Source organism: Cryobacterium sp. Hz9 (assembly GCF_004402825.1).
GTDB classification, from domain to species: Bacteria; Actinomycetota; Actinomycetes; order Actinomycetales; family Microbacteriaceae; genus Cryobacterium; species Cryobacterium gelidum.
The window spans coordinates 333,561-354,559 of the sequence record NZ_SOFC01000011.1 but is presented as its reverse complement, the minus strand read 5'-3'; the positions used below and the strand labels follow the sequence as shown (position 1 = coordinate 354,559).

Here is a 20,999-nt window from a genome sequence, read left to right as displayed (position 1 = left end):
TGATTTGCCATGCCGCAGATCGGGTTACGCGAATTTTTCGACTCTTTCGGTAACTCCTTTTTAGTGAGACCGTGGGGTGATAGCCCAGGCACTAATGCTCCATGAGATCGAGGAGAGGAAACGGTATGGCCGAGAGAATTATTCTCGCGCTGAACGGCGGCACGGGAAGCCGTGCTGCGCTCGACTGGGTGATCGGGCGCGCCCGCACGATTCGCATATCCCTAGAACTCACCACTGTCATTGATCTGGCAAGGTTGCCGACGACGATCACGAAGGACTGGGTCCTTCCGGCTTACGAGCAGTTGTTGATGGATGCTGCGAGTCGGGTGAGAGGCGACGCGCCCACGGTGCAGGTGATGACGTCGGTACGACGAGGCGCGCCGCTCCAGGAGTTGTTGATTTCCGCCGCGGATGCCGATCTGCTGGTTATCGGTACTCGTGAGGCCGCGGGCTCCCTCTATGGAACATTGCGCCACCAGATTGCAGCGGGGGTGAGCTGCCCTCTCGTTATCGTGCCCACAGACTGGACGCCTTGTAATGGTTCCGTCGTCGTCGGCGTGGATGACGACGAAACCTCTCAGTTTGCGGTGGACTTCGCCGCTCGGGAAGCCGAGCGGCTCGGCCGTGAACTGTCGGTCGTGCATGCGTGGCGCATCCCCACCCTGCTCGCTCTCGGATGGTTGAGTGCTGGTGCTAGTCCTTATGACGAGATACGGATGGCACACGCCGAGGTTCTGGCAGGAGTGGTCGAACGGGTCCGCGCCGAGCATGTGACCGTGGTGGTGCGAGACACCCTCGAACACGGATCTGCGGCGTTGGTCCTCACCGACGCGGCGGAGCACGCTGAAATGGTCGTGGTGGGCACCCACGGACGCGGGGTGATGGCTGGGCTGTTTCTCGGCTCGGTCGCTCATGACTTGCTGATCAGTATGCCGTGCCCGGTCGTGGTCGTGCCGCACCCAGCCGACAGGCCTCTGCTCATACCCAACGCCGCGCAGGATAAATAAGGACTCTGGTGGAGCGGCCGGGTTGACATATCGAGTTCCTCAATCAACCACGCGGGTTTCGACGTGAGGCCCCGACGAGACGGTGCTTTCATGAGCGTTACTTCCCAGACGGAGGCGCTCTTACGTGCGCACGATCCCTACGCGCGCCCGGTAGAGGAGGTGCTGGCGGATCTTGAATCGAATCCGCAGGGCTTGAGCGTTAGCGCTGCAGAGCAACGGTTGGCCGTCTATGGTCCGAACCTGCTGGCTGCCCCGCTGCCGAAGAACCCGGTGGTGCGGTTTCTGGCTCACTTCAACGACGTGCTCATTTACGTGTTGCTGGCCGCTGCCGTGCTGAAGTCGATCTTTGGTGATTGGATTGATGCCGCGGTCATTTTTGCCGTGGCGGTGATCAATGCGGTGATTGGTTTCTTGCAGGAGGGCCGGGCTGAGAAGGCGCTGGACGGTATCCGCCGGATGCTGTCCTTGCACGCGTATGTTCGCCGCGATGGTGTGTGGGTTGACGTCGATGCGGAAGCGCTCGTGCCTGGCGATATTGTTCGGGTTAAATCCGGGGACAAGGTGCCGGCCGATGTTCGATTGATCGAGGCAACCACACTGCGTGTGGAGGAGTCGGCGCTCACGGGCGAGTCGGTTCCTACTGCAAAGAAGACCAGCCCGGTTCTTGCTGATTCGGGAATTGGTGACCGGCACAGCATGCTCTACTCGGGCACAATCGTTACCACCGGTCGCGGCGTCGGCGTCGTCACCGGCACCGGTGTTGACACGGAGATCGGCCGTATCCAGTCCATGCTCACCGGGGTGCAGAACCTCGCTACGCCGCTCACCCGACAGTTGGACTCGTTCGGTAAGAAGATAACACTGCTTATTTTGGGCGTAGCTGCGATCATGCTCGTGATCGGGCGTCTTCTGCACGATCAAAATGCTAATGATCTGCTGTCGGCAGCTATCGGGTTCGCGGTCGCGGCTATTCCCGAGGGCCTGCCGGCTCTTGTCACCATCACCTTGGCCCTCGGGGTACAGCAGATGGCCAAACGTCGAGCCATCGTGCGCAAACTCACCGCGGTTGAGACGCTCGGCTCGGTCACCACCGTCTGCTCCGACAAGACCGGCACGCTCACCCGCAACGAGATGACGGTGCGAAGCGCCGTCACCCGAGCAGCTCACTACTGCGTCACCGGCATTGGTTACGAGCCCGTTGGCACGGTCAGCCTTGATAACGAACCCGCCTCACTCGATACCCGCCCCGACTTGACCGCACTCGTCACGGTCATGGCTCTCTGCAACGATGCCCGTGTTACCGAAGAGGACGGCCACTGGCGCGTTGTCGGTGAACCGACCGAGGGTGCCCTGCGAACTCTCGCCCTCAAGACCAACTTTGATGCCGCCAGCTGGAAACGGATGGCGGTCATACCGTTTGAGTCCGACAACAAATTCATGGCCACGCTCGATAAGGACCCCGACGGGAAGGCGCAGATTCTAATCAAGGGAGCCCCGGGAGAAGTACTCAAGCGAAGTAGTCTGCAGCTCGGCGCCGACGGAAGCCCTGAACCGATCGATGCGGCCTTCTGGGATACGTGTGTCGATGATCTCAGCGCGCAAGGCCTGCGGGTGCTTGCCGCCGCACGCGCCGTCGCAGCCGACGGGATGGTCGACCTGAACATCGAAGATATTGGCAACGGAATGCTGTTTCTTGGTTTGGTGGGCATTGTCGATCCGCCCCGGCCGGAGGCGATCAAAGCGATTGATACCATGCATGCCGCCGGTATTCGGGTAAAGATGATCACCGGCGACCATGCGGGCACCGCGCGCGCAATCAGCCGTGAAATGGGCATCACACACGACGCGAACGCGCATGTGATTACCGGCGCCGAACTGCAAGCGATGAGCCAAGACCAACTCATTCGGGTCGTGCGAGAGGTCGACGTGTTTGCGCGCACCAGTCCCGGACACAAGCTACGCATCGTCAAGGCTTTGCAAGCCCACAAGGAGGTCGTCGCGATGACGGGCGACGGCGTCAACGATGCCCCCGCGCTCACCCGTTCCGACGTTGGGGTCGCAATGGGGATCAAGGGAACGGAGGCGACTAAAGAGGCCGCTGACATCGTTCTCGCCGACGACAACTTCGCTACCATCGAGCGGGCCATTGAAGAAGGGCGCCGCATCCGTGACAACCTGCAGAAGTCGATCGTCTTTTTGTTGCCGACCACTGCCGCACAATCATTGGTCATCCTCGTCGCCGTGCTCTTCGGATTTACCTTGCCCCTTCAGCCAGCGCAAATCCTCTGGGTAAACTTGATCACTGCCGTCACCCTTTCGCTCGCCCTCGCTTATGAACCCGCCGAGCCCGGCATAATGCTGCGCCAGCCCCGCAAGCCGGGCGGATCCCTCATTGGCCAGGCCTACCTTGGCCGCATCCTCTGGGTGGCTTTGCTAATCAGTGGTGCCACCATCGCAGTTTTCTTCCTGGAGCTTGCTGTTGGGTCCGCTCTTGCGCAAGCGCAAACCACCGCGGTGACCATGCTGACTATTAGCCAGGTCGCTTTTCTTTTCAACTCGCGTTTTTTGCAAGCGTCAAGCCTGAAGTTTGCCGTGTTACGCGGTAACCCGGCGATCTGGATCTCCACTGGCGCGCTTCTCATACTGCAACTCGTGTTCGTATATACCCCCTTCATGAACCTCTGGTTCCGCTCCGCGCCAATCGGTATGCGCGAGTGGGGGTACACCCTCGGCTTGTCTGCTGCGATATTCCTGTTCGTCGAACTGGGCAAGGCGATCGAACGGGTGCAGGCCCGGCGACAGAAGTGACCGTGTCCACGGACCGGCAGGGTCGGTGACCAGGGCGAATGCTGGGAGCGGTGTCAAAGTATCGCCGCGACCTCATGTGTGGCGGCTTGGCCGGCGTCCGGAATGGCGAGGGCTCACTGCGTTAGCGGTGGGCTCTCGCTCACAGACTATTCGACGCCACTGATAACGCCACCTCAAAAGCAGGTCAAACGGATTGCGCCCGGGGATTGAGCCTGGCATTGGCTGGTCTGATTGCAGGTTAGAGGGCCACGTGCGCGCGTTCCCGGGTGGATAAGAGTTTTCGACGAGTTCAGTGATAGCCGCGAAAAAGCCCCGGCTTCACTGCACCTGGGGGAGGTGAGGAATCTGTCGGGGCTAATTCGTTTGGAGTGGGGGACTCCGTTGCCAACGGTACGGGGATGGGCTGGATGCCGGCTGGGCAATCCCCGCGTCGTGAAAAAGATAACAGGAACATCCCCTGGGATACGAGACGCTGGGTCGTTCTTGAGTCTCGCGGCCTTAGCTCGATGCGTCACTTAGTGATCACAGTATGCCGCCAAAGAGCGCTACAAGTCACTTGTCTGCACTGCTCGTTCGAGCCATCGACGGCTCTGCTCCAATCCCGGTGTTAACGTCAACTGAAAACAGGGCCAGAAACGCCAACTGAAAATAGAGCCACCAACCATCATGGAAGGTGATCAAATTGGATGATTGGGCAGAGATTCGCCACCTGCATTCGGCGGGGAAGCATTCGAAACGGGAGATAGCCCGGCTGGTTGGGGTGTCCCGGGGCACGGTGGATCGGGCGTTGGCAGTGGATCGGTCGCCGACGTATCAGCGGGAGCCGACGGGGTCGAGTTTCGACGCGTTTGCCGGCCAGGTGCGGGTGTTGCTCGCGGTGACGCCAACGATGCCGGCAGCGACCGCGGCCGAGCGGGTGGGCTGGTCGGGGTCTCCGTCGCTCTTCCGGGCCAAGATCGCCCAGCTGCGGCCGGAGTATGCGGTGCCGGATCCCGCGGATCGGCTGGTGCACCCGCCCGGGTTCCAGGTCCAATGTGATCTCTGGTTCCCGCACGAAGACCTTCCGTTGGGCCATGACCGGGCTGCTGCACCGCCGGTTTTGGTGATGACGTCAACGTTCTCCGGGTTCATCCAGGCCCGCATGTTGCCCTCGCGGACGACGCCGGATCTGCTCGGCGGGATGTGGTCGTTGCTGCAGGAGGCCGAGGCCGTTCCCGCCCGGCTGACGTGGGATAACGAGACCGGCATCGGGCGTGGGAAGCTCACCGAGCCGGCCGCCGCGTTCGCCGGTACTCTCGGCACGCAGATCAAGCTGCTCAAGGCCCGCGATCCTGAGTCCAAGGGCATGGTCGAGCGGATGAATCGCTTCTTCCGGAGCCGCTTCATGTCGGGGCGCGCCTTCACATCTCCCGACGACTTCAATCAGCAGCTGGCCGGCTGGCTGCCCCTCGCGAACAACCGTCTCTCCCGGTCGCGACGAGGGCGGCCGGGAGACCTGGTCAGCATCGACCGGGCGGCGATGTGCGGACTTCCGCCGATGGCGCCGGAGGTGATGTTCCGCAACAGCGTACGGCTCCCAAGGGATTGCTACGTTCGCGCGTTCAGCAACGACTACTCTGTCGACCCAGCCATGATCGGCCGGGTCGTTGACGTGGCCGCGAGCCTGGAGCGCGTGACCGTCCATCACGACGGGGTACTCATCGCCGAGCATCGCCGGAAATGGGCCCGGCAACTGACCGTCACCGACCCGGCACATGTCCTCCGCGCGGCCGAGCTGCGCGCCCAGTTCCAAGCCCAACGCGCGCGCCGGCCCACGGTCACGGGCGTCGTCGAAATGGCCTCACTGGTCCGCTACGACGAGCTCTTCAGCGTTGACATCGACGCCGCGCCGACCGTGTTGGCGGTCGCGTCATGACCGGCTCGGAAGCGGCCTCGCAGATCGAGTACTACGCCCGCGCATTGCGGGCACCGCGGATCAGTGAAGCGTTCCGGCGCCTGGGCGACCAGGCCCGCGACGCGGGTTGGTCCCATGAGGAATACCTCGCCGCAGTGCTCTCCAAGGAGGTCTCCGAACGCGAGGCATCCGGGGCCGCGCTGCGGATCAAGGCCGCCCGGTTCCCAGGTCACAAGACCCTCGAGGACTTTAACTTCGATCATCAGCCCTCCGCCGATCGGAACCTGATCGCGCACCTGGGCACGAGCGTGTTCCTCACCGAAGCGAAGAATGTCGTCCTCCTCGGGGCCCCCGGGAGCGGGAAAACACACCTCGCCGCCGGCATCGGGATCAAGGCCGCCAAAGCGGGCCACCGGGTCATCTTCGACACCGCGACGGGCTGGGTGACTCGACTCCAAGAGGCCCACTCGAGGGGAAAACTCGCCGCCGAACTCATCCGGCTGCGCCGTTACAGCCTGCTAATCGTTGACGAGGTCGGCTACATCCCGTTCGACCAGGATGCCGCGAACTTGTTCTTCCAACTCGTGTCTTCCCGCTACGAACACGCCGCGCTCATCATGACGAGCAACCTGCCCTTCGCCCGCTGGGGCGATTTGTTCGGCGACCTCACGATCGCCTCCGCGATGATCGACCGCATCGTTCACCACGCCGACGTAATCAGCCTCAAAGGCAACAGTTACCGGCTCAAGCAACACCAACCCGCCGAGACTACGGCACACTAGAACCACACAAGAGTGGCCCTGTTTTCAGTTGGCAGAAGTGGCCCTGTTTTCAGTCGGCGTTGACACATTCGAGCAGATCTATTTTCGGCTCGAGTCAGCGCCCGCGCTATGAACACTTTCCTCGTCAGCGGACGGCATGAAATGTTTGTCCGTCCACCGTGCGGGAGTTACGCACCCGCTGCTGATCGTTTGAGACCTGACACGAAATGGACCTTTCGTCCGGGAGCGTCAATGGGATTGCTCCTCGGCACAATGCTCGACCCCTTGCCCTAGATGTCTCTAAGAATCGACCCCCGGTAGGGCTCATTCTTGGTCATTTTTTTGGAAGCGTACGCCACAAGTCTTTCATCTGCACTGCTCAGTCGGGCCATCGACGGCTCTGCTCCGGCTCCGTAGGCGCCGAAGGCGGCATACCCTCGCGGGGGTCCCACTCTGCGTGGTGCGACCGCGCGAGCTAGGGCCGTGGCCTTCGGCCCCAGGTCAGTGGTTTGGGAGCCAGCGACTGTTCGTTGATGCGGCCTTATTGACAACACACCGGGGGAGCGGGATCAGTCTGGTAGCTCGGTGTCACCAGATGGAGGCAGGTTGATGTCCGCCTCGCCTACATTTGCATCGACATCTCCGGGATCATCCGGTTCCTGCGGCAACCTTGACGTGGTCCGCGGCGTCCGTATCGATCGTTGATGGAACGGATTGCGTCTGCTTGGCTTCTGTCTCGGCTTCGCTTGCCGGGCAGTAGCTTATGTCTTTGTGCTTTTGATCGCCAACTTTGGATATTTGCTTATTTTTTTGAGAAGTCATTCGGTTTGAGGGTGGCGATGCGGTGCGCATGATCTTGAAGAGTGTCCTCGCTGATGAGCATTCCGATGTCAGTAAAGCGCTGACGTAGAGCGCTTAAAACGTGCGCTTCGTCATGACCCGCCAGGTCAGATTCCTCCTGCACCAGGATCCCTGCCACTTTGGCGTCATCCAGTTGGGAGTGTTGGTCTTGAATCGGTTCGTCTTGAATCGGTTCGTCTTGAGTGCCTCTTTTGCCGGTCATTATTACCTTCTCTTCATCAGATACGTCAAGAGCATTGAGCTTGAGTACGTCAACCGACCGACTCAACCTGCCGGGCGTGAACCGCGACGTGCCCGACCGACCGGGTCGTAATCGACTTTTACGCCGGATGTGTGGTTACCACCCGTAGATGCGTGGGATTATCTCGTGCCGCGGTACCTGCTCGGGTCCCGGATAGGTGACCACTATCGGCACGTCGTCGGGGCCACGGCCCTCGACCATCCTGAATCTATCGATGGTTTGGCTTGTCACGTGTGGTGACTGCGCGCGGAGTACCCGTTCACATCGTCGAAGTTCTTCTTCGTCCTCCGCTGTCCAAATCAGGTACTGGATCCCGACGGGACCAAGAGGATGCTCGGCGCACGCTCCTATCTCACGCAGATACAGCTCGCCGCCGTCGCCGCCGACCAGCAGCGCAGCGCTGTTATTTCGAACTGTGACGTCGAAGCCGAGTAGTTCCTTGTAGAACAGCACTGATCGGTCGAGTTCACGCACGAACATTACCGCTGACGCCAGCCTCACTCTGCTCGCCTCCGGAAGTTGACCGTGGCTGCGGTGCGCATTATCGAATCTCGATTAGTTCTCGGGCAGCGGCGACGATATGTCGGGCTGAGATCCCCGCCGCGTCGAGGAGTTCGGCCGGCTCACCCGACGTCGGTAGTCCGGTGACGCCGAGGAGTTTGACGCGCAGTTGCGGCACCTCCGCCTCAGCCAGAGCTTCCATCACCGCACCCCCGATACCACCCTGCGGATAATGGTCCTCCACCACAACCAACCGTCCCTTCGTGATGCGGCAGGTGTCGACCAGGGTGCCCCGGTCGAGCGGTTTGATCGAGTACAGGTCGATCACCCGTGCGGCGATGCCGGACTGAGCGAGCTCCTCGGCGGCGGCTAAGCATTCGTGCAGGGTGACGCCCGCCCCGATGAGTGCCACGGTGTCGTCGGCCCCGGCCCGATGGACCTTACACCCGCCGAGGGGAAACTGCTCCTCTGGTCCGTAGATGACCGGATAGGCGCCCCGGGTCGCGCGTAGGTAACTGATGCCGTCCAGGTCGGCCATTATCTTCACCAGCGCTGCGGTCGAGGGTGCGTCGCTTGGATATACGACAATTGAGGTGTGTATAGCGCGCATCGCCGCGATGTCTTCCAGAGCCATCTGGGAGGGCCCATCCTGGCCGATTTCAACGCCGGCGTGAGTGCCGACCAGGCGAATGTTCGCCTCCGACACACCGGCCATCCGGATGAAGTCGTAGGGTCGGGCGATCAAGAAAGCGGCGAAGCTTGACGCGAAGGGGATGTATCCGCGCACCGACAAACCCACCGCGGAAGCGATGAGTTGTTGTTCAGAAGTGAACATTTCAAAGAATCGTTCCGGACAGACCTCTCGAAACTCGCCGGCATGCGTGGAGTTGCCGACCTCTCCGTCAAGGACAACTACCTCCGGTCGTACTGCTAGCGCGGAAATCGCGGCACCGAAAGCCGCCCGGGTGGCGACTTTCTGGCCGATCTCCCACGCAGGGAGGGTGACTGTGGCGCCAGGGTCGGGGACGATCGCAGATGTCCCGGCATCGGGAACAGCGGTGGTGATAGTCAGCCCGGTCACGCCACCGAGGGCGGCGATAGCACGGTCCGCTATTTCCGGCGGGAGGACCTTGCCGTGCCAGCCGTTTTTGTTTTCAATCTCGGGCACACCTTTGCCTTTGATGGTGCGGGCCAATATCACTGTCGGCTGGTCCGGATGAGACCGGGCTTCGGTCAATGCCGCATCGATCGCGACGACATCATGTCCGTCAAGCACGAGGGCGTGTGCGCCGAACGCTTCGACTCGTTTGGCGTACTTGTCCATGTCCCATTGCAGCTCGGTAGGCCCGTCCTGGCCGAGCCTGTTGATGTCGACGATGGCCGTCAAGTTGCCGAGTTTGTAATAGCTTGCCTTGTCGATCGCCTCCCACATGGAACCTTCTGCCAGCTCGCTGTCTCCGCAGAGCACCCACGTCTGGTAGGGAAGCTTGTCCAGGTATCTTGCGGCCAGGCACACGCCAACCGCGTCTGGTAGGCCCTGGCCGAGAGAACCAGTCGCAACATCCACCCAGGGCAGGATAGGCATCGGATGCCCCTCGAGTCGGGAACCGAACTGGCGGTAGGTATTCACCAACTCGTCCTCATCGACGACGCCCACAGCACGGTACATCGAATACAACAACGGCGAGGCGTGACCTTTAGAGAAGATCAGATGGTCATTGGTCGCCTGCTGGGCGTTGGCCCAGTCATACCGTAGGTGCCCAACCAGAAGAACCGACATCAGATCCGCCGCCGACAGCGATGAGGTCGGATGACCAGAACCGGCTTGCGTACTGCAACGGATGGAATCCACCCTCAGCTGGGTCGCCAACCGGTGTACGAGATGCAGGTGTTCACCGGTCAGTTTCGCGGTATCCGACGTTGGAGTGGGGTTTATTGTCATGTCGTCATCTTCCTTCGCGATGAGAAATGGATTTGTTCCCGCGGCGAAACAGGCTGGGTCGCGTCCCTGCCCAAACGTACTCCGCTGACCATGGATCTGGTAGAGGCTCGGTCTAAGGTGAAAAAACGACACGTCGGATGAACGGATTGTCGTAACCATCGCAATGCTCGCTGAGGCAGCGTTGGTAGACACCGATGACGGTGTCGAGGGGCGATTGGATGTGCGTTACGAGCTGCACCCGCTGCCGCCAACACGTTTTAGGGGCGACCATCGTAAGATTGAAGAATTTCAACGCACGGCCGAGTCGGGAGATCCACTGGCAGCGGATGCTGGCCGACGCGGGACTTGTGTTTGAGATACCCGGCGACTGTCCTTGGGGACTTGCGGACTTCGACAACAAAATATTGCGTGTCGTCGGCTGTGATCGATTGGTGCGGAGGTAGCCCGACTGGGCAGCACGCTCGGCATACGCGTCGCCGGCATGAACCGCACCGATCGCGGCACCATACCAGGAGTGGGTCGGCGTCAACCTGATTGCCGTCAACTAATCTCACCCTGGTGGCACGCGGGGAGTCACCCTCGATAATTTCGGCCCCCAGCACGCTCTGGTGCAGGTCCACGCCGTGGTGACGATGTACTCCTGCAAATACTTCGGCGAGTTCTCGGCCGAGGACCCGGAGTAGCGGAAGTTCTTCCCTCTCCAACATCGTCACCTCGAGCCCAGCCTGTACCGACACGTGATTTCGGTAATGTGCTCTCGCTTGTTGACGGCAGCTGATGGAGGGGCGCAGCATGAAGGGGTACCTATCTTGTCGTGCAAACCGACGACTGGAAAACGACGACTGGAAATCAGAGGATCTCAGATGCCGAAAGTGGCGATCAATGGGTTGGGCCGAATCGGGCGGGCTGCATTGAAAATTCTGCTCGAGTCGGAGGATTTGGAACTTGTTGCGGTCAACGATGTGGCGTCAATTGAGAATCTTGCCTACCTGCTGCGATACGACACGGTCTACGGCCGGTACCACCGTCAGATTGTTGTGGAGGCTGATGCGCTTGTCATCGACGGCCACCGGGTGGTGGTCCTTGCCGAACGAGACCCAGCGGCGCTGCCGTGGCGGGAACTCGCAGTCGACCTAGTGTTGGAATGTACTGGTGCTTTCACCCAGGCGGAGGATCTGACCAAACATATTCAGGCGGGCGCGTCGTTCGTCATCTTGTCTGCCCCGACGAAGTCCGACTCCATCCCGACGGTTGTGCACGGGGTGAACCAGGCGGATGGGCAGCCGCAGATCATCTCTTGTGCCAGTTGCACGACGAACTGCATCACACCGGTCATCGAGATCGCGACAAGGCGTCTGGGGCTGGAGCGTGCGATTATGACCACAATTCACGCCTACACCGCCACCCAGCGCCTAGTCGACTCGCCGAACAGTAATTTCCGGCGTGGGCGGGCAGGTGGGGCTAACTTGGTGCCCGCTCCGACCGGTGCTGCGCGGGCGACAATCCGGGCATTGCCGGAGTTGACTGGGCTGTTCGACGGGGTTGCGATCCGCGCTCCAATCGAGGTTGGTTCCATTGCCGACATTGTCATTGTCACCTCCCACCCAACCAGCGTAGAGGAGGTCAACGCCGTGTTCATCGAGGAGGCGAAGACGCCCAGGTATCAGGGCATCCTCGGCGTTTCGGCGGACCCGATGGTCTCCTCCGACATCATCGGCGATTCACGCGCGTCCGTGGTGAACCTCGATCTGACGCAGGTAGTGGACGGCACCCTGGTCAAGATCATGGCCTGGTACGACAACGAGTGGGGCTTCACCCACCAAATGATCCGCGAAGCTAGGGCCACCCTCGGGTTAACGCCCAGTGGAAAAACATCTCTGTGATAAGAAATTCAGTGAGGTTTCGATGTCACCTTCCACAGGCAGAATAGATAAACTGATCAGCGATATTGGGACTCTAGAGCAGAGTAGTTTGGCTCGGGTCAATCCGACGTAGCCTGCTCACCTCCAGTGAGTTCGAACGGCGTGTACTATCTGTCGCTCGGCGTCGTGGGTCGTGGGCTCGGAGTTCTGTGGCGGATGCCCGATCCGAGATATCCTGTTACACCGTTTGCGGAAGCGGCCGGCTGGCTTCGCGTAAATGGGTTTTCAGGAAGAGAGCTGTTCGCTCGAATGCGTCTGTTGTTTCGTCTGCGGCGTGACGTGGAAGGTCTAGGTCTAGCGCGAAGCCGTGGCGGACTTTGGGGTAAATAACCACCGCGGATTGCGTGGTGTTGTGGGTGAGGATCTCGCGCATCTGTTGGATGTCGCGGGCGGGGGTGCTGACGTCTTTGCCGGCATATATTCCCAGCCAGGGTGCCTTGAGCATGCGTGCGGCATCGATTCCGCTGAGGATGCCCGGCCAGCGTGGTGAAGCTAGGCTGGCGCCGTAGAAGGTGACTGCGGCATCGATGTGTAGTGTTGCTGCCGCCCACAATGCGAGGGTGCCTCCCATGGAGAAGCCTATTATCGCTACTTTTTGTGCTCCTTGGGCGCGGATCCAGGCCAGGGCACTCTCGATGTCGAATGTGAGCCCTTCCGTCGTGAGGGTGTCGTGGTAACGGCGGGCTTGTGTGTATTTCCCATCGGTGACGACGGGGTCTGCGATGCGGTGGTAGAGGTGCGGCGCGGCGGTGATGTAACCACAGCTGGCCAGGCGGACGACGAGATCGGCAACTGGTGCGGAGAGGCCCCAGACTTCGTGGAGCACAATGACTCCAGCCCGGGCTACGCCCGCCGGCGGTGACACTGTCAGTGGGACACCACCAGCCCCTACAGTTTTAGTCGCGTGCGAATTGTCGGAACGGTTCGGAATCGGTTGCATGCTTTCTCCGTTCGTTCAAGGACTACCTATGGCAGCGGTGTTATCGGGGATATCCGCGCCTTGCTCGTGTGAAGCGGTGGGCTGGAACGAGGAAGCTTCGTCACTGATCAGGTTACCGACGGCTTCAGGACGGCGACAGGATGATGCCACCATACGAGGTCTCGCTCGTTATTGCGGAGCCGAGTGTCGGGCGCACAAATCTAACATTCCTGATGCGGGCTTCATGCGTGCGGTTGAATGGGAGCATGGCTGGAATCTGTGTGTACACGATCGGGCATTCGACTCATCCGATTGATGAGTTCGTTGGAATCTTGGAGGCAAATGGTGTCGAACGACTCATGGACGTGCGCACCGTTCCGGGGTCTCGTCACAATCCGCAATTCGGGGAACACGAACTCGTCACAAGCATGCCGGAGGCAGGTATTGATTATCAGCGACTCCCCGAGCTCGGCGGGTTACGGCACACTCCGGCGGCTGAAACATCTATCAACGGAGCGTGGCGTAACAGGAGCTTTCGCAACTACGCCGACTACATGCAATCTTCCGAGTTCGTTGCCGGCGTCGACGAGTTGATGGCGCTGGCGAAGAAGCAGACGGTGGCGATCATGTGTGCCGAGGCCGTGCCCTGGCGTTGTCACCGATCGCTGATTGGAGACGCGTTGCTGGCGCGGGGCGTCCAAGTTGCCGACATTATGAGCTTGACCTCGACCAAACCGCACACCATGACCAGCTTTGCCAAGGTCGAGGGTGACCGCCTCTGGTACCCGCCGGAAGATTAATCACCGAGGGTGCAAATCCAGATCTCGGGCAAGGTAGTGCAGGGAATACGTTAGAAAAATTGGGCACCATTGTGAAAGGTGAAAGGCATACTCATGACGAAAAAATTTTCAGTCGGCGATCACGTGCGCTGGAACTCCGAGGCCGGCCATGTGCACGGCACCATCGCAAAGGTCCATACGAAAGACGTGGAATACAAAGGCCACATTCGCCGATGCAGTATCGACGATCCGCAGTACGAGATCACGAGCGACACGACTGACCACGTGGCGATGCATAAGGGCGAGGCCCTGACGAAGATCTAGCCATGCGCGGCCACCAATTGGAGACCAACGCGAACGTGCAAACGTCCTGTGCCTGCGGGCAGCGGTGATGGCGGCCACGATCGGAGGGCGACGGTCGACAGTGTGTGCCGCAGCCCGCTTAAAAGTGAGTCGGGGCGTAGACGTGGTCATCTTCCATCTCGTCAGGGACGAGCGAAAATAGCATCACTTTGTGGGCGTGTTGACATGAGCTACCGCGAGTGAAAGCCTGATTTGTAGGCATAAGCGGGCGAAACGAGGACAGTATGGCCGAATTTAACACGGAAACTGATCAGCTCACGGGGGTGCGGCATCGCACCGTTTCCGTCGACGGGCTGGAGATCTTCTATCGGGAAGCGGGTCCGGCGGATGGGCCGACGCTCGTGCTGCTGCATGGTTTCCCTGCTGCGTCGCACCAGTATGCAGACCTGATGGATCGGCTCAGCGATCGGGTGCATCTCATCGCACCGGATTACCCGGGGTTTGGTTACAGTGGCGCTCCCACCTCGAGTAGTGGCGGCGGAGACTTCGTTTACTCTTTCGATCACATCGCCGAGGTTATCGAAGCGTTTCTAGTCACCCTCGGCATCGACAAGTTCTTCATGTACGTTTTCGACTTTGGGGCTCCTATCGGGTATCGCATCGCGGCGCGACATCCGAATTGGATACAGGGGGTCATCGCACAAAATGGCAACGCCTACGAGTCCGGACTGGGACCGAATATGCAGCCTGTGGTCCAGTACTGGATAAATCAAGAGGAGATGGAGCCTGTTATCCGCGGAGCGCTTACAGCTGAGGCAACGCGCTCCCAACATCTCGAGGGGGCCGCGCATCCAGAGTTCGTCGATCCGGACGCATGGACTTTGGATCAACACTGGCTCGATCAAGCCGGACGAGACCAGATCATGCTCGACCTGCTCTATGACTACCAGTCCAATGTCGTGCTGTATTCCGCGTGGCACGCGTGGATGCGCGAGCATCAGCCCCCCATGCTTTTGCCTTGGGGGCGTAACGATCAGTTCTTTTCTGAAGCAGGCGCGCGCGCGTACCTCGATGATCTTCCGTCTGCTGAATTGCACCTGCTCGACACCGGGCACTTCGTCTTGGACGAGCAGCTGGACACCGTTGTGCATCTGATCGATGACTTCATCGGGCGACATACGCAATAGGAGCCACTCGAAGTACACGCACCGCCACTTTCGCCGGGCGCCAGGTTCTCTTCGGTCACAATGACACCGTACTGGGTGCGTCCTGGGCCAGCTCTACGCTCGGCTCAATGCCGACTGGAAGCTTGACCACCAAGCGCGCTCCGACGCCTAAAATCGAGCGGAATTCGCACAACTGTCAATGCCGCCCATCTAGCCGCGCGACTTGGGCAGTCTTCTCCGAGTGGGCGGATCATTTTCTTGCCCATAATTTGCCCACATTTGAACGTGAATGACGCTGTTTTCGGTGATCACGTTGAGCCCAAGAAGCCCGCAAAATCAACGATTTTGACGCAGCGAGGCGTGTTTCCCGGCACCTATCGGTCACTCGTAATGAGAAGGTCGTCAGTTCGATTCTGACAGGCGGCTCCACTAAAACTCTTGGTCAGAGTTATTTTTCAAAGCCGTCTCAGCGGCGGAGCGGGACTTCGCCATGAAGCTCGACGAAGACACTGGTATTGACACAGTCGAATGGCACTTCTTCACGAGTCGCAACAGCACCGTCGGGCCCGACGTCGCTCTGCTCGAGCGGTTTGAGCGCCTCGGCATCCCTTTCACCCTTTGGGTAGCCTGAGATCATGTTGGACACCATGAGCGCCAGCCGCGAAAAGTGCGAGGAATTACACGAGGCATATGTCCGGGAATTGAAACCGGCGCAGGCGCATCTTCGGAATTGGTTGAGCGGGCCGGGCGATCCGCAAGTGGACGGCAGCGTCGAAAGCCTGGACGCCGTGAACGAATGGTTCCTGACGCACATCAAGGAACCAAAAGAGACGGAAACGGCGAACCTACCGTCCTGGTGGGACCCGGGAAGACCCACAGCCGAGAAAGGTGTTCCGGGGAGCGGTCCATTCACGTCAAGTCAGCTTGAACTGATCGATGAGGTGCAAGCGTATCTCGGTGAAGTGTTGATTACCGCTATCCCTGATGCGCACTGGGTGATTTATAAGGGCCACAAGCGTGATTTCAGGAATGGGTTGACGATGCTTGATGTGGGGAAAGGGCGACCTCTTCCCGTGCGTGATGTCGTATATAAGGAAGCGCTCGGCATTGTTCTCTCAGGGCGCGACGTGGCGGTGGACACCTTGTCCCGCTGGGTGCGGGAAGAGTCAGCCGCTCGGGGATGAGCCCGTGCGGGACACAATGAGCGCCAGCCCCGAGAAGGCCGCGGAGCTGCACAACGCGAACCTCTAGAACTAAATCCGCCACCTCAGCGGTTTCGGGCCCGCTTGCCCGGGCCGAACGACCCGCGGCTCGACGGCAGCGTTGAAAGCCTGGACACCATGAATGACCGGGTTCCTGACCTGCATCCTGTAACAACCAAGACCCCTCAACTGTGAACAAACTCTCAGTAGTTGGTGCCCGTTGAGGGTTCGGCGTTGGCGGTTCAAGGCCAGGACGTGACGTGCCTGGCTCGCGGCGAATCTGGAGCAGTCCCACCCGGCGTGAGATTCGTCCGCTCCGACCAACGATCACCCGGGGCATACGACCTTGTCTCTGGTAACGCCTGGGACGACATCATCGAGCTCAGCTATGACGCGGACCTCGTCACCGGAGCACTTGAGGCTGTGATGTAGCTCGACGCACTCAAGGTTCCACCCCGAGTCCGGTGGCGGCGGCGCCACCGGGGAAGTCCGCATCGGTTCGGGTGAATCGGTGGACTCGAATGAGTAAGCCTCGTCACCGATCAGGTTACCCACAGCTTCAGGATGTCAACACGGTGTCGGCCAGCATGCGAGGCCCTCCCGCACGTTATTGAGGAGCATGGTGTGGGGCGCGCAAATCTGACATTCCTGATGCGGGCTCGAGCATGTGCGGTTCAATGAGAGCATGGCCGAAACCTGGGTGTACACGATCGGGCATTCGACTCATCCGATTGATGAGTTCGTTGGAATGTTGAAAGCACACGGTGTCGAACGTCTCATCGACGTGCGCACCGTTCCAGGGTCTCGTCACAACCCGCAATTCGGGGAACACGAACTCGTCAAAAGCATGCCGGAGCACGGAATCGACTATCAGCGGCTCCCAAAGCTCGGAGGCTTACGGCACACTCCGGTGGCGGAAGCATCGATCAACCGAGCGTGGCGTAACAGGAGCTTCCGCAACTACGCCGACTACATGCAAACCTCCGAGTTCGTTGCCGGCGTCGAGGAGTTGACGGCGCTGGCGAAGAAGCAGATGGTGGCGATCATGTGTGCCGAGGCTGTGCCCTGGCGTTGTCACCGGTCGCTGATCGGAGACGCGTTGCTGGCTCGGGGCCTTCAGGTTGCCGACATCATGAGCCCGACCTCGACCAAGCCGCACACCATGACCAGCTTCGCAAAGGTCGATGGTGACCGCGTTTGGTACCCACCAGACGATTGATTGATGAGGGTACGAATCCGCATCTCGTTTTAAAAGTAGTTCGATCCTTTCGATACCCACTCGCCTCAAAATGGCGACTGGCGGCCCTGCCACCGGACATTCTCAAGCTCAAGGCTGCAATATGAGGGGCCACCGGCACTCTGCACCCTGTTCCAGACCGATACAGACGGTGCGGTGCCAGCGCACACTCCGGGCAGGACGCCGGATGCTGCGCTCGCCGCGCTGGCGCCGCACCCAGCCTGATTTGATCTCGCCGGCAGTCAGGGACGTGTGCGTATTCTGGAGACTATGCAGGCGGAAATTTTGCACATCGTCGATTGTGCGGGCGGGCGTGAAGCGGCACGTTTGCTTCGGGCAGCACTGGACGCGACTGGCCACCAGACCGCCGCCATCACCCACACGCTGATCGACTCACCCGCCGCGGCGGCGGAGGTGCGGTTTGCCGGGTCGCCGACCATCCTGATCGACGGCACCGATTTGTTTCCGTCGGCGGGGCGCATCGAGCAGCTGGCCTGCCGGGTCTACTCGACGCCCGGCGGGCTTTCCGGATGGCCGACGGGGGAACAACTTCGTGAGGCCATTGCCGCTCGTGGCTGAGGTCCTCCACTGCTCCCGTTGCGACTATCCGCTCCCGCACCGCCTGCACGCATTCGGGGACTCCGACGCCTGGATCTGCCGCCGGTGCGGGCTGTGCGTTGCGCTGGGGCGCCACCGGGACAGACGCTGACCGGTGCCGTCAGGGGTTGCCGTGAGCCGGCGGGGCTAGCTAGCCATTCCGGGGCGCACCTTGACGAAGGTGATGTTCTTCGTGGGCTGCACGGTTTTCGCGGGCGCACGGGAGAATCCCTTCGCTCCCTCGAGGCGGTTCTGCCCGCGAAACTCGGCCAGTGCGTCGTCGAAGACGGCGTTCAGCTGGGCTCCGGTAAATTGCTCCGCAGCCCCTGCGGTGAAGCTGATGCTAATGAGCGAGTTGTGGGGAAAGTGGCGGTTCATGCGGATGAAGCCATCGGCATCCTGCTGCAGGGTGATCATTGGTCTAGTTTGACCTATTATTTGCACGACGCGGCGGCCTGTGCGGTTAACTCAAGTCATGACTCGTCCACCGACCGCGACCCAACGGCTCGTTCTTGTGGTCGCGGTGCTTGCCTCGTTCATCGCCTTTCTCGACGGCACCGTCATCAATGTGGCCCTCCCGGCGATCACCCGCGAGCTCGGCGGGGGCATAGCGACCCAGCAGTGGGTCGTCGATGCCTACCTCATCACGCTCGGTGGCATTATTTTGCTCGCGGGCTCCCTGTCCGACGCGTTCGGGCGCAAGCGGGTCTTGTTCTGGGGTCTGCTGGGGTTCGCCGCGGCATCCGTTCTCTGTGCTGTGGCTCCGAGCGCTCCCTTTCTGATTGGCGCGCGTGCGCTGCAGGGTGTGGCTGGCGCCCTGCTGGTACCGAGCTCCCTCGCCCTCATCTTCAGTACCTTTTCCGGCGCTGGCCAGGCCCGAGCGATCGGCACCTGGACTGCCTGGACCAGCACCGCCTTCATCGCCGGCCCGCTCATCGGCGGTCTCCTGGTCGATCTGTCTTCCTGGCGACTGGTGTTCGCTATCAACCTCGTGCCCATCGCGGCGACGCTGTTTCTGCTGGCGCGGCTGCCGAGTGATCAGACGGCGGATGCCGCGACCCGCGTCGACGTCGTGGGCGCGGTGCTCGGAGTATTCGGCCTGGCCCTGCCCGTCTTCGCGCTGATCGAACAGGCCAACTTCGGGTGGGGCAGCCCGGTTATCCTGGTTCCGCTCGTCGTGGGTTTTCTGAGTTTCGCCGCGTTCCTCTGGCACGAGAATCGCACGAAAGCGCCGATGATGCCGCTCAGCCTGTTTCGGGTGCGCAACTTCTGGGTGGGAAACGTGGCGACGACCTTCATCTACGCTGCCCTGTCGCTCGGCACGTTCCTGCTTGCTGTCTTCTTGCAACAGGTCGGCGGGTACAGTGCGACGTTCGCCGGTTTGGCCCTGCTGCCCGTGAGCATCCTGAGCATCGCGCTGTCCACCGTCATCGGTCGTCTGGCCGGCCGGTTCGGTCCGCGCCTGTTCATGTGCGTCGGGCCGATCATCGCCGGAATCGGGTTCTTCGTCATGCTGCGCATCGACTCGAGTGTCACCTATTCCAGTCAGGTCCTGCCCGGCGTCATCATCTTCGGCCTGGGCCTGACGATCACGGTCGCGCCGCTGACCTCCGCGATTCTCGGTGCAATCGAACCCGACCGGGCGGGTATCGCCTCCGCCGTCAACAACGCGCTCTCTCGTGTCGCCGGCCTCGTCGCCATCGCGGCGGCAAGTATCATCGTGGGCCCGGTGCTCGACCTCGACGGGTTCCATCGCGCCGCGATCGTCACCGGAATCCTGCTGGTCGGAGGCGGAATCATCTCGGGCCTCGGCATCCAGAATTCACGGGTGGTGCCGGCAGATAAGCTGCAGGGATGACTGCTCTCATTCGCTGGGGAATTCTGGCCACCGGCGGTATCGCCCACCTGTTCACCAACGATCTCGTGCAGAACGGCCATACGGTGCAGGCCGTCGGGTCACGCAGCCAGGCGTCAGCGGATGCCTTCGCCGCCGAATTCGGCATCCCTACCGCGCATGCCAGCTACGAAGCGCTGGTCGACGACCCCGAGGTCGACGTCATCTACGTATCGTCGCCGCACCCGTTCCACGCCGAGCACGCCACGCTCGCGCTGAACGCCGGCAAGCACGTGCTGGTCGAGAAGCCGATCGCGGTCAACGCCCGGGAAGCCCAACAGATCGTCGACCTCGCCGCGAGCAAGAACCTGCTCGTGCTCGAAGCCATGTGGACCCGGTTTCTGCCGCACATGGCGCGCATCCGCGAGATTCTCGCCGCCGGCACGCTCGGCGACGTGCGCAGCGTGCACGCCGACCACACCCAGGACCTGCCAGACGATCCGACACACCGACTGAACGCGCTCGCCCTCGGCGGTGGCGCGTTGCTGGATCTCGGCGTCTACCCGGTGAACTTCGCGCACGCCGTCTTTGGAACCCCCGAGACGATTCTGGCCAGCGCGTCCTTCAAAGCGACCGGAGCGGATGCCCAGGTCGCGACCATTTTTCGTTATGCGGGCGGGCAGATTGCCACGACGTTCTCGGCCAGCGACACCCTCGGCCCCACCACTGCGTCGATCATCGGCACACACGGGCGCATCGACCTCGACGCCGTCTGGTACTCACCGACTGGATTTCGGGTGCTCGACAATCTCGGTGCCGTGCTGGAAACCTTCGTTGCGGCCGAATTCACCGGCCGCGGCATGCAGTTCGAGGCGGTCGAAGCCGAGACGCTGATCCGTGCTGGCAAGGTCTCGAGCGATATCATGCCGGCCGAGGAGTCGGTTGCCATCATGCACACCCTCGACGCGGTGCGGGCGCAGATCGGCTTGCGCTACCCGGGCGAATAGCCTGCCCGATGGCGCGTC

20 protein-coding genes are annotated in these 20,999 nt (G+C 61.0%); 15 read left to right on the top strand and 5 right to left on the bottom strand.

The genetic code is table 11. The annotated features are described in order from the left end of the window. Window positions 1-125 precede the first annotated feature (125 nt). From E3N85_RS05930 to istB, 4 genes are all read left to right on the top strand, one after another. Entirely contained in the window at window positions 126-1,007 is an 882-nt protein-coding gene (locus tag E3N85_RS05930) for a universal stress protein (protein ID WP_166783871.1), read from the top strand. Between the two features lie 90 nt (window positions 1,008-1,097). Further along, window positions 1,098-3,815: an HAD-IC family P-type ATPase gene (locus tag E3N85_RS05925; RefSeq protein ID WP_134460620.1), complete on the top strand. Its 2,718-nt coding sequence runs from the start codon at window positions 1,098-1,100 to the stop codon at window positions 3,813-3,815. A 673-nt stretch (window positions 3,816-4,488) separates the two neighbouring features. Beyond that, window positions 4,489-5,730: a helix-turn-helix domain-containing protein gene (locus E3N85_RS05920; protein ID WP_134460617.1), complete on the top strand. Its 1,242-nt coding sequence runs from the start codon at window positions 4,489-4,491 to the stop codon at window positions 5,728-5,730. Then, window positions 5,727-6,491, top strand: a complete 765-nt coding sequence (istB, locus tag E3N85_RS05915; protein WP_134460614.1) for an IS21-like element helper ATPase IstB — start codon at window positions 5,727-5,729, stop codon at window positions 6,489-6,491. The genes E3N85_RS05920 and istB overlap by 4 nt, the downstream gene beginning before the upstream one ends. A gap of 781 nt (window positions 6,492-7,272) precedes the next feature. On the opposite strand, the gene E3N85_RS05910 is transcribed toward istB, so the two are convergent. The 3 genes from E3N85_RS05910 to E3N85_RS05900 all read right to left on the bottom strand — a co-directional run bounded on the left by E3N85_RS05910 (window position 7,273) and on the right by E3N85_RS05900 (window position 10,015). Then, the gene (locus tag E3N85_RS05910) at window positions 7,273-7,533 is read right to left on the bottom strand and encodes a hypothetical protein (RefSeq protein ID WP_134460612.1); all 261 of its coding nucleotides are present in this window, start codon (window positions 7,531-7,533) and stop codon (window positions 7,273-7,275) included. 135 nt (window positions 7,534-7,668) lie between these two features. Continuing rightward, window positions 7,669-8,073 carry a VOC family protein gene (locus tag E3N85_RS05905; protein WP_134460610.1) on the bottom strand — a complete coding sequence of 135 codons (405 nt, stop codon included), beginning with the start codon at window positions 8,071-8,073 and terminating at the stop codon, window positions 7,669-7,671. Between the two features lie 40 nt (window positions 8,074-8,113). Beyond that, complete coding sequence (locus tag E3N85_RS05900) at window positions 8,114-10,015, bottom strand: transketolase (protein WP_134460608.1); 1,902 nt, start codon at window positions 10,013-10,015, stop codon at window positions 8,114-8,116. An 863-nt stretch (window positions 10,016-10,878) separates the two neighbouring features. On the opposite strand from E3N85_RS05900, the gene gap reads away from it, so the two are divergent. Beyond that, a complete protein-coding gene (gene gap, locus E3N85_RS05895) occupies window positions 10,879-11,898 on the top strand; it encodes a type I glyceraldehyde-3-phosphate dehydrogenase (protein WP_134460605.1) in 1,020 nt (339 codons plus the stop codon). 217 nt (window positions 11,899-12,115) lie between these two features. Here the strand turns inward: gap and E3N85_RS05890 are convergent, their stop codons facing one another. Then, window positions 12,116-12,877, bottom strand: a complete 762-nt coding sequence (locus E3N85_RS05890) for a dienelactone hydrolase family protein (protein ID WP_134460602.1) — start codon at window positions 12,875-12,877, stop codon at window positions 12,116-12,118. 212 nt (window positions 12,878-13,089) lie between these two features. Between E3N85_RS05890 and E3N85_RS05885 the strand changes: the two genes are divergently transcribed. The 8 genes from E3N85_RS05885 to E3N85_RS05860 all read left to right on the top strand — a co-directional run bounded on the left by E3N85_RS05885 (window position 13,090) and on the right by E3N85_RS05860 (window position 18,122). After that, the gene (locus tag E3N85_RS05885) at window positions 13,090-13,656 is read left to right on the top strand and encodes a DUF488 family protein (protein ID WP_370289095.1); all 567 of its coding nucleotides are present in this window, start codon (window positions 13,090-13,092) and stop codon (window positions 13,654-13,656) included. A gap of 93 nt (window positions 13,657-13,749) precedes the next feature. Further along, window positions 13,750-13,959, top strand: a complete 210-nt coding sequence (locus E3N85_RS05880) for a DUF2945 domain-containing protein (RefSeq protein ID WP_134460596.1) — start codon at window positions 13,750-13,752, stop codon at window positions 13,957-13,959. A 263-nt stretch (window positions 13,960-14,222) separates the two neighbouring features. Next, on the top strand, window positions 14,223-15,125 hold the full coding sequence (locus E3N85_RS05875; protein WP_134460593.1) for an alpha/beta fold hydrolase: 903 nt from the start codon (window positions 14,223-14,225) through the stop codon (window positions 15,123-15,125). A gap of 469 nt (window positions 15,126-15,594) precedes the next feature. Further along, window positions 15,595-15,735: a hypothetical protein gene (locus E3N85_RS16235; protein WP_166783869.1), complete on the top strand. Its 141-nt coding sequence runs from the start codon at window positions 15,595-15,597 to the stop codon at window positions 15,733-15,735. A gap of 4 nt (window positions 15,736-15,739) precedes the next feature. Further along, complete coding sequence (locus tag E3N85_RS05870; RefSeq protein WP_134460590.1) at window positions 15,740-16,288, top strand: hypothetical protein; 549 nt, start codon at window positions 15,740-15,742, stop codon at window positions 16,286-16,288. Between the two features lie 318 nt (window positions 16,289-16,606). After that, window positions 16,607-16,738 carry a hypothetical protein gene (locus E3N85_RS16925; RefSeq protein WP_255453860.1) on the top strand — a complete coding sequence of 44 codons (132 nt, stop codon included), beginning with the start codon at window positions 16,607-16,609 and terminating at the stop codon, window positions 16,736-16,738. A 253-nt stretch (window positions 16,739-16,991) separates the two neighbouring features. After that, window positions 16,992-17,525, top strand: a complete 534-nt coding sequence (locus tag E3N85_RS05865; RefSeq protein WP_134460587.1) for a DUF488 family protein — start codon at window positions 16,992-16,994, stop codon at window positions 17,523-17,525. Window positions 17,526-17,813: 288 nt separating this feature from the next. Then, on the top strand, window positions 17,814-18,122 hold the full coding sequence (locus tag E3N85_RS05860) for a thioredoxin family protein (RefSeq protein ID WP_134460584.1): 309 nt from the start codon (window positions 17,814-17,816) through the stop codon (window positions 18,120-18,122). 165 nt (window positions 18,123-18,287) lie between these two features. Here E3N85_RS05860 and E3N85_RS05855 read toward each other — a convergent pair whose 3' ends face one another. Next, a complete protein-coding gene (locus E3N85_RS05855) occupies window positions 18,288-18,557 on the bottom strand; it encodes a hypothetical protein (RefSeq protein ID WP_134460581.1) in 270 nt (89 codons plus the stop codon). 58 nt (window positions 18,558-18,615) lie between these two features. Here E3N85_RS05855 and E3N85_RS05850 point away from each other — a divergent pair, with 58 nt between their 5' ends. Together E3N85_RS05850 and E3N85_RS05845 are read left to right on the top strand one after the other, a co-directional pair. Continuing rightward, window positions 18,616-19,998, top strand: coding sequence for a DHA2 family efflux MFS transporter permease subunit (locus E3N85_RS05850; RefSeq protein WP_134460578.1), 1,383 nt, complete (start codon window positions 18,616-18,618; stop codon window positions 19,996-19,998). Further along, complete coding sequence (locus E3N85_RS05845) at window positions 19,995-20,981, top strand: Gfo/Idh/MocA family protein (protein WP_134460575.1); 987 nt, start codon at window positions 19,995-19,997, stop codon at window positions 20,979-20,981. The genes E3N85_RS05850 and E3N85_RS05845 overlap by 4 nt, the downstream gene beginning before the upstream one ends. Window positions 20,982-20,999: the final 18 nt, after the last annotated feature.

Excerpts from the sequence above, each read along its gene's own strand:
- E3N85_RS05860 (WP_134460584.1), top strand. The coding sequence starts at position 17,814 with ATGCAGGCGGAAATTTTGCACATCGTCGATTGTGCGGGCGGGCGTGAA.
- E3N85_RS05885 (WP_370289095.1), top strand. The coding sequence starts at position 13,090 with ATGCGGGCTTCATGCGTGCGGTTGAATGGGAGCATGGCTGGAATCTGT.
- E3N85_RS05845 (WP_134460575.1), top strand. The coding sequence starts at position 19,995 with ATGACTGCTCTCATTCGCTGGGGAATTCTGGCCACCGGCGGTATCGCC.
- E3N85_RS05855 (WP_134460581.1), bottom strand. The coding sequence starts at position 18,557 with ATGATCACCCTGCAGCAGGATGCCGATGGCTTCATCCGCATGAACCGC.
- E3N85_RS05910 (WP_134460612.1), bottom strand. The coding sequence starts at position 7,533 with ATGACCGGCAAAAGAGGCACTCAAGACGAACCGATTCAAGACGAACCG.
- E3N85_RS05925 (WP_134460620.1), top strand. The coding sequence starts at position 1,098 with ATGAGCGTTACTTCCCAGACGGAGGCGCTCTTACGTGCGCACGATCCC.
- E3N85_RS05900 (WP_134460608.1), bottom strand. The coding sequence starts at position 10,015 with ATGACAATAAACCCCACTCCAACGTCGGATACCGCGAAACTGACCGGT.
- E3N85_RS05875 (WP_134460593.1), top strand. The coding sequence starts at position 14,223 with ATGGCCGAATTTAACACGGAAACTGATCAGCTCACGGGGGTGCGGCAT.
- istB (WP_134460614.1), top strand. The coding sequence starts at position 5,727 with ATGACCGGCTCGGAAGCGGCCTCGCAGATCGAGTACTACGCCCGCGCA.
- E3N85_RS05930 (WP_166783871.1), top strand. The coding sequence starts at position 126 with ATGGCCGAGAGAATTATTCTCGCGCTGAACGGCGGCACGGGAAGCCGT.
- E3N85_RS05880 (WP_134460596.1), top strand. The coding sequence starts at position 13,750 with ATGACGAAAAAATTTTCAGTCGGCGATCACGTGCGCTGGAACTCCGAG.
- E3N85_RS16235 (WP_166783869.1), top strand. The coding sequence starts at position 15,595 with ATGAAGCTCGACGAAGACACTGGTATTGACACAGTCGAATGGCACTTC.
- E3N85_RS05870 (WP_134460590.1), top strand. The coding sequence starts at position 15,740 with ATGTTGGACACCATGAGCGCCAGCCGCGAAAAGTGCGAGGAATTACAC.
- gap (WP_134460605.1), top strand. The coding sequence starts at position 10,879 with ATGCCGAAAGTGGCGATCAATGGGTTGGGCCGAATCGGGCGGGCTGCA.
- E3N85_RS05865 (WP_134460587.1), top strand. The coding sequence starts at position 16,992 with ATGGCCGAAACCTGGGTGTACACGATCGGGCATTCGACTCATCCGATT.
- E3N85_RS05890 (WP_134460602.1), bottom strand. The coding sequence starts at position 12,877 with ATGCAACCGATTCCGAACCGTTCCGACAATTCGCACGCGACTAAAACT.
- E3N85_RS05850 (WP_134460578.1), top strand. The coding sequence starts at position 18,616 with ATGACTCGTCCACCGACCGCGACCCAACGGCTCGTTCTTGTGGTCGCG.